Genomic DNA, 7,454 nt, shown 5'->3' on the forward strand with positions numbered 1-7,454 from the left:
GACCTGCTCACAGGCTGCGGGACACCACCCACCCGACTTCTCAAACACGCCCTAGGAGGCCGGCGGCGTCGCGGCGCGGGATCGCCGGGGGTCCGGTATCCGCGGATCCTCGGCGCTCGTGGGCACGGACCCGCTTTCCCCGGATGCGGGTCCCGACGGGGCGGAGCGCGACGGGGCGGAGCGCGACCGTGACGGGAGTGCGGCCAGCACGAGCCCGGCGGCCGCGAACGCGACCACCGCGGCCGCCCCGAACGCCAGCCCCATGCCGTCGACGAACGCGACCCGGGCGACCGCGGCGAGCTGCGTGCCGAGCGCTCCCCCGGCCTGCTGTGCCACGGCCAGCGCACCGCCGAGCGAACCGGTGATCGCCCGCCGCGCCGGCTCGGGCATCGCGTGCCCGGCGAGCAGGGCGGACATCCGGCCCTGATACCGGCCGGACAGCACGGCGCCGAGGACCGCCACACCCAGGGCGCCGCCGACTTGCAGGGCGGTGCCGTTGGTGCCGGAGCCGACGCCGGCCCGCTCCCGGGGCAGCGCGCCGAGCACGGCGGCGGTGCCCGGGGCCACGGCCAGACCGGCACCGCAGCCCAGCAGGAGCAGGGCCGGAAGCAGATGGGGGAAGCCGTCCGCGGGAGTCGTCCCGGAGGCCAGCCACAGACCGGCACCGATCAGCGCGAGTGCCGCGGCGACCACCGCCTTCGTGCCGGCCAGGCGGTCCAGCACGGTCGACAGCGGAGCCGCGACCGCGAGGACCCCGGCGACCGGCAGGATCCTGATCCCGGCGGCGAACGCCGAGTACCCGAGGGCGAACTGAAGGTACTGCGTCAGCAGGAACATGGCGCCCATCAAGGTGAACACGGCGAACGCCACCGCGGTCATCGCGACCGAGAAGCGCCGGTCCCGGAACGGACCGAGCACGATCATCGGCTCGGGAGCGCGGCGTTCCGCCAGCACGAACGCGGCCAGCAGGCCCGCCGCCACGGCGCCGACGCCGAGCACGGCGGGCGACGTCCACCCGCGCTGCGGGATCTCGATGACCGCCCACAGCAGCGCGGACATCCCGGCGACCGACAGCACCACCCCGAGGACGTCGGCGCGCCGGTGTTCCGGGTCGCGGGAGTCCGGCACGAGGAGCAGCGCCGCCGCGACGCCCAGCACGACGATCGGCACGTTGACGAGGAACACCGAGCCCCACCAGTACCGGCTGAGCAGCCAGCCGCCGGCGATCGGCCCGATCGCGATGCCCAGCCCGGTCGTGGCCGACCACAGGCCGACGGCCCGGGCCCGCGGTCCCGGGTCCCGGTAGACGTCCATCAGGATGGACAGGGTCGCGGGCATGACGCCCGCCGCGCCCACGCCCATCACGGCCCGGGAGGCGACCAGCACGCCGACCGAGCCGGCGAACGCCGATCCGGCCGACCCCGCGCCGAAGACCAGCAGTCCGGCCAGGAACACCGGCTTGCGGCCGAACCGGTCCCCGAGGCCGCCGGCCGTGAGCAGCAGACCGCCGAAGACGACGGCGTAGGAGTCGACGATCCACTGCAGCTGCGAGTCGGTGGCGTGCAGCTGCCGGACCAGTGCCGGCAGCGCGATGTTCAGGATGGTGTTGTCGACGGAGACGACCAGCAACGACAGGCACAGTGTGGCCAGGACGAGGCTGCGGCGGAGCGACGGCTCCCCGGTCTGTGATGCGCGCCCTCGAATTCTCATGACACCCAGTCAGCTCTTGCGGAGCCCCTTCCTGACAGGGCATTGCGACCTCAGGTGACGGGACGAAGGTCCCTGATACCTCTGCGAACGCCGACGGCGGGCCGGGAAAGCCGCCGAGGGGACCACCTGGCGGCGGTCCCCTCGGCGGCTTGTTCCGTGACGTCTCAGTCGATCGGCACGACGAGCACCGGGCAGTCCGCGTGCCGCAACAGGGTGTGGCCGACCGGGCCGATCCGCAGGCCGTGCTCGCCGTCGCCGTGCCGACGGGCCCCGGCCACGATGAGGTCGGCGTGCTCCGCGGCCTCCACCAGGATCGAAGCGGCCGAGCCGGTGGCCATCTGGCGGAAGACGCGGACGTCCGGGTACCGGCGCCGCCACTCGAGCAGGTGGGCCTCCAGGCGCTCGTCGCGGTTGGCCAGGATCGCGGCGACGTCGTCGGCCAGGCCGTCGCCCTGCTCCTCGTCGTAGGAGACGACCCACGGCTCGTCCCAGACGTGGATGACGGTCAGGGCCGAGCCGCGGCGGAGCGCCTCCTCGAAGGCGAGGCGCAGCACCGTGTCGCAGGGCCCGTCGATGTCGACGGCCGCGACGATCCGGTCGCGGCGCGCGTGCTCACCGCCCCGCACCACCAGCACGGGGCAGCAGGCCTCGGCCAGCACCCGCATCGACGTCGAGCCCAGCTGCATGGCCGGGAAGCCGCCGCGCCCGCGGTTGCCCACGACCAGCAGCTCCGCGCCGTGCGCGGACGCGGCCAGCACCTTGGCCGGACTCCCCACGACGGCGGCGGCGTGCACGGTCAGGTCGGGATGGCTGGAGCGCACGCGGTCGGCGCCGCTCTCGGCGAGTTCCTCGGCGGCCTTGCGGTAGGCGGCGACGACGCTCGGCTCACCGGGCCCGTCGGCCCCGGGCGGCCGGTAGGCGTGGACGACGGCGAGCGCCGAGCCGCACCGCACCGCCTGGTCGGCGGCCGTCGCGAGCGCCCGCTCGCTGGAGGGGGTCTGGTCGTATCCGACGACGACTGTGGTCTGCATGGGGGTCTCCGGTGCTCGGCGGTCTCCGGGCCGGCGCCCGGCCACGTGTCATCGTCCGCCCCGGGCCCGGTCCGGGAGCAGTGCCGCAGGACCGGGCGGGACCGGGACCTTCGGCCCTGATCGCGCCCCTGCCATCCGCCTCCGGCCGCTCCGGGCGGATACCTCGACGTTCCCGGACCGATCAGGCATTTCGGCCCTGATCCGACGTGCCCGCGGGGCGTCATGCTGGGAGTGACGACACCGACCGGGAGGAAGGGCCGTCGGAGGAAGGTCACCACCACGCCCTCCCGCCGGGCCACGGCGCTGCCCGGATCGGTGACCGCGACTCCCGAAAGGATCGGACCGAGAAGAGGCACAGCAGTGACCACCACCCCGAACGAGACCGTCGAGCAGGCGATCCAGAACGACTGGATCGATCCCTCGGCCATCGCGGACGTCCACCGCGACGTCCTGATCGCCGTCCAGCGCGGCCTGGCGGCCTCCTGGACGGACGATCTGCCCCGGGTCGCCGTGTTCGAGCGCGACGGGATCGCCACCGTCTACGTCAGCACCGTGACATCGTTGGCCCCGGGTGTGCGGAGGGACATCCGCGGCGCGGTCCGGGCCGCGCTGGCGCCCTACGCCCGGCTGGCGCCGTTCACGAACGTCGTGTTCCTGACGCGGGGGCGGCCGTAGCGCCGGCGGGGACCCTGCTGTGAGCGGCAGCGGGCACGCGCGCCGGAAGCCGCCGCCCGAACTCTTCCGAATCCCGTTCCACCCGCACCGCGTCCGCCTTCACCGCGGCCATCCGCACGGTGTCGGCGAACCGGCTCGCCACCGTCGGCCACCCCAGCGTGGCGCCCAGCTCGCGCGCTGCCGCCCGCGCCCTGGCCAGCCGGCGCGGCTCCCCGAGCATCGCCCGCAGCGCGCGGACGAATCCGGGATGGTCGTCCGGGTGCACGGTCAGCCCGGCCCCGCCGCCCAGCAGGTCCTCCGCGTAGTGGAACGACGTGGAGACCACCGGGCACCCGGCCGCCACCGCGAAGGTCAGCGCGCCGGAGCTGATCTGGTCGCGCGACCGGTACGGCGTCAGGAACACCTCCGTGCGGTTCAGCAGCAGGGCGATCTCGGCGTCGGTGAGGAAGAAGTCCAGGAAGCGGACGTGTTCCCCGACGCCCAGATCCGCGGCCAGGGCGGACAGCCCGATGCGGTACTCCTCGCCGTGCCGCCGGACGATCTCGGGATGCGTGGCGCCGGCGATGACGTAGCGGACGTCCGGGTGCGCCTCGACGACCTCCGCGACGGCCGCGATCGCGTGCTCCAGGCCCTTGCCCGGCGAGACGAGCCCGAAGGTGCTGAGCAGCCGGTGCTCCCGGGCGGAGACGAGCAGGTCGGAGACCTCCGGCCGGATGTCGTGGCCGGCACGGTCGTCGAGCCCGATCCCGGAGCGCAGCACCGTCGGAGCGCCGTGCGGCAGGACGGCGATCCGGTCCGCGGGGGCGACGATCCCGGTCTCCAGGGCGAAGCGGCGCGCCGTCCGGGTGAAGACAGTGACGGCGAAGGCGTCGCGGCACAGCCGCCGCAGGGCCGCGGCCTGGCCCGCCGAGGGCGCGGAGAGCACCGTGTGCAAGGTGACCAGGTAAGGGACGCCCCGCCGGTGCAGCTCGCCGGCGAACTCCGTGATCCAGACCCCGTCCGGGCCGCCGAAGATGCCGTATTCGTGCTCGATGACGACCACGCCGGCGCCGTCCGCCGCGATCCGGGCGGCGACCGCCGCGTAGTCCTCACGCGTGTCCTGGCGGAGGACGTAGTCGACCGCGGGGTGGTCGAGCTCCTCCCGGTCGACGGCGCAGACCCGGGTCTCCAGGTCGGGCGCCACGTCGGCGAGAGCGTTCCTGAGGTCCTGGGTGAACGTGGCGATGCCGCATCGCCGGGGTGGGTAGGTGGAGACCAGAACCACCCGGGTCTTCCGGCTCGGGTGGCGTTCGGGCAGGCTTAGCGGGATCCGGATGGCTTCCATGCGCTCACTGTCCCGAATGGCGGCCTTTCGCCCGTAGAGGCGTTATGGCCGCGGCAAAAGGGCCTTTCGGCCCCTGTGGGGTCGGTGACGTGTGCTCTAGCGTCGGACTGCTCACAACTGATGCTGCGACGAAAGCGATGGCATGGACGACGGGAAGATCGGCGTGTTCCTGATGGACGACCACCAGGTGGTCCGGCGGGGTCTGCGGGACATGCTGGAGGACGAGCCGGACTTCGAGGTGGTCGGCGAGGCGGCGAACGCCGCGGAGGCGCTGGCCCGGGTGCCCGCGCTGCGGCCGCGGGTGGCGGTGCTGGACGTGCGCCTGCCGGACGGCGACGGCGTCACCGTGTGCCGCGAGCTGCGCAGCAAGATGCCGGAACTGGCGTGCCTGATGCTGACCTCCTTCCCCGACGAGGAGGCCCTGTTCGACGCCATCATGGCCGGCGCCTCCGGCTATCTGCTCAAGCAGTCGCTGGGCGCCGACCTGGTCTCCGCCGTCCGGGCGGTGGCGAACGGCGAGTCGCTGCTGGACCCGCGGCTGTCGGCGAAGGTCATGGCCAAGCTGCGGGCCGCCGACGAGAAGAAGGACCCGCTGGCCCAGCTCACCGCCCAGGAGCGGCGCGTCCTGGAGCTGGTCGGCGAGGGCCTGACCAACCGGCAGATCGCCGAGCAGCTGTTCCTGGCCGAGAAGACGGTGAAGAACTACGTCTCCGCGCTGCTGGCCAAGCTGGGCCTGTCCCGGCGGGTCCAGGCCGCGGTGCTGGTCTCCGAGGTCAAGGCCGACCAGTCCCGGCGGCACTGAACCGCGCCGTCCGTCACCCGAACGCGGTCTTGAGCGCCGACCAGGCGACCTTCGGGTCCGCCATGCCCCGGTACATCGCCGGGATCTCCTTGTCGACCCCGAAGTGCCGGTAGACCGCCTGCATCGCGGCCCGCACCGAGTACTCGACGGTGAAAACGACGCCCTCGGGGATCTCCACGAACTGGCCGAGGAACGCGAAGTTCTCCGCGCCCCGCGGGATCACCTTCGGCCGGTCGGACACCACGCGGCGCTGGAACTGCGCGTCGATGTAGGGCATCTGGACGGTGGTGACCTTGGTGGTGGCCCGGACGTGGTCGGCGATGTCGGCGAAGCCCAGCTGTCCCAGCAGCTCGTCCAGGACCTCGGCCCCGGTGCAGTCGTCCATGGGCTTGGCCACGTAGTCGCCGGCCACGTCGCCGAACAGCGCGTAGCCCCACAGGGTGAAGGTGTCAGGGTCCTGGTTCCGGAAGTGCGGCTGCGCCGGGACCACGATGGACAGCAGCCACCGGGAGTCCTTGAACGTCATCAGCCCGCCGGTGCCGGGCTCGTTGCCACTGTAGGCGGCGATGCGGTCGATCAGGGTCCGGTCGGACATGGTCAGCGTGAAGGACTCCCACTTGGACTCCTCGACGGTGCCGCAGAACGCGACCGGCCGGCCGAAGTCGGGCGCCTTCTTGGCCAGCGCCTCCCACAGCCGCCAGGACCCGTCGCGCCGGTCGCGGACCAGCTCCGGCACGGTGGTGCGGTCGCCGTAGGTGGTGTCGGCGGTCATCGAGCCGATGGTGAAGAACGCGTAGTCGTCAGGGCCGAGCTCGATCGTCTCCTCGGCGCCGTCCCGCTGGACGCGCAGCCGGGTGACCCGGCGCGCCGCGTCGTCGGCGAAGTCCGCGTCCAGCACCGTGACGCCGTGCTCGAACCGGACGCCGCGCTCCGCGAGCCAGGCCTGGATCGGCGCGACGACGGAGTCGTACTGGTTGTACCGGGTGCGCCGCACACCGGCCAGGGTGTGGATGCGGTCGAACTCCTGGATGAAGGCCAGGAAGTAGCGCTTGAGCTCGATCGCCGAGTGCCAGTTCTGGAAGGCGAACGTGGTGCGCCACATCGCCCAGAAGTTGGAGGCGAAGAACCGGGGCTGGAAGAAGTCCTCGATGCGCCGGGCGCCGATCACCTTCTCCGGCAGGGCCAGCAACCGGGTGAGGTCCGCACGGTCGCGAGCGGTCAGGCCGAGGTCGGCGGCATCGATGATCGAATGGTCCGCGGCGATCAGGCGGGCCTTGGCGTCCGAAGGGTGCTCTGCGTTGAAGGCGAGCATGTCCTGGCGGACCGTGACCTGGGGGTCGTCGAGCGTCGGGATGGTCTCCAGCAGGTTCCACAGGCAGACGTAGTGCTCGTCCTCCAGCATGCGGCCGCCACGGGTGACGTAGCCGCCCTCGGCGGTGGGGGCGTGAGCGCCGTCCAGACTGCCGCCGAGCAGCGGGAGCTGCTCCAGGACGTGGACGTTCGCACCGGGCACACCGGCGTCGCGGACCAGGAAGACCGCGGCGGCCAGCGAGGCGATGCCGCCTCCGACGAGGTGGATGTGGGAATTCGGCGTCGGCGCCATGATGTGCCCTCCGGTCGGTACGGCGCGCCGGAGACGGCCTCCCGAAGAGTGCTCCGACCCACCTTCTGGATCGTCACGAACCGGCCGATGTGGCGGGCCCGTGTCTGCGACTCTTCCGGATCCGGCCTGATCCCACCCGGGGTCTCCGGCCCGTGATCGCCGGGACCAACGACCGGCGGGGAGGGGGGCCGTTCGGCCTGGTGCAGTGCTGCGTTGGTCTTTCGCGGGGTCGGTTCAGCGTGCGGTTGGGCGCGGGGCAGGGGGGATCGTGTCGTAGCGGCGCAGCATCCGGTCCTGCTGGATCTCCGC

6 protein-coding genes are annotated in these 7,454 nt (G+C 72.8%); 2 read left to right on the forward strand and 4 right to left on the reverse strand.

Annotation, left to right across the window (positions count from 1 at the left end; genetic code table 11):
• Nucleotides 1–51: 51 nt before the first annotated feature.
• Both ABD466_RS44015 and ABD466_RS44020 read right to left on the reverse strand, forming a co-directional pair.
• Nucleotides 52–1,710 carry an MFS transporter gene (locus tag ABD466_RS44015; RefSeq protein WP_344663284.1) on the reverse strand — a complete coding sequence of 553 codons (1,659 nt, stop codon included), beginning with the start codon at nucleotides 1,708–1,710 and terminating at the stop codon, nucleotides 52–54.
• Between the two features lie 164 nt (nucleotides 1,711–1,874).
• Nucleotides 1,875–2,741, reverse strand: a complete 867-nt coding sequence (locus ABD466_RS44020; protein ID WP_344663285.1) for a universal stress protein — start codon at nucleotides 2,739–2,741, stop codon at nucleotides 1,875–1,877.
• A gap of 360 nt (nucleotides 2,742–3,101) precedes the next feature.
• Here ABD466_RS44020 and ABD466_RS44025 point away from each other — a divergent pair, with 360 nt between their 5' ends.
• Complete coding sequence (locus ABD466_RS44025) at nucleotides 3,102–3,416, forward strand: hypothetical protein (protein ID WP_344663286.1); 315 nt, start codon at nucleotides 3,102–3,104, stop codon at nucleotides 3,414–3,416.
• Here ABD466_RS44025 and ABD466_RS44030 read toward each other — a convergent pair.
• Nucleotides 3,379–4,740 carry a glycosyltransferase gene (locus tag ABD466_RS44030; RefSeq protein ID WP_344663287.1) on the reverse strand — a complete coding sequence of 454 codons (1,362 nt, stop codon included), beginning with the start codon at nucleotides 4,738–4,740 and terminating at the stop codon, nucleotides 3,379–3,381. The two genes, ABD466_RS44025 and ABD466_RS44030, sit on opposite strands and share 38 nt — an antisense overlap.
• A 142-nt stretch (nucleotides 4,741–4,882) precedes the next feature.
• Between ABD466_RS44030 and ABD466_RS44035 the strand changes: the two genes are divergently transcribed.
• Complete coding sequence (locus ABD466_RS44035; protein ID WP_344663288.1) at nucleotides 4,883–5,542, forward strand: response regulator; 660 nt, start codon at nucleotides 4,883–4,885, stop codon at nucleotides 5,540–5,542.
• Nucleotides 5,543–5,555: 13 nt separating this feature from the next.
• On the opposite strand, the gene ABD466_RS44040 is transcribed toward ABD466_RS44035, so the two are convergent.
• A complete protein-coding gene (locus ABD466_RS44040) occupies nucleotides 5,556–7,145 on the reverse strand; it encodes an oleate hydratase (RefSeq protein ID WP_344663289.1) in 1,590 nt (529 codons plus the stop codon).
• Between the last annotated feature and the right edge of the window lie 309 nt (nucleotides 7,146–7,454).

The organism is Catenulispora subtropica (assembly GCF_039531675.1).
GTDB classification, from domain to species: Bacteria; Actinomycetota; Actinomycetes; order Streptomycetales; family Catenulisporaceae; genus Catenulispora; species Catenulispora subtropica.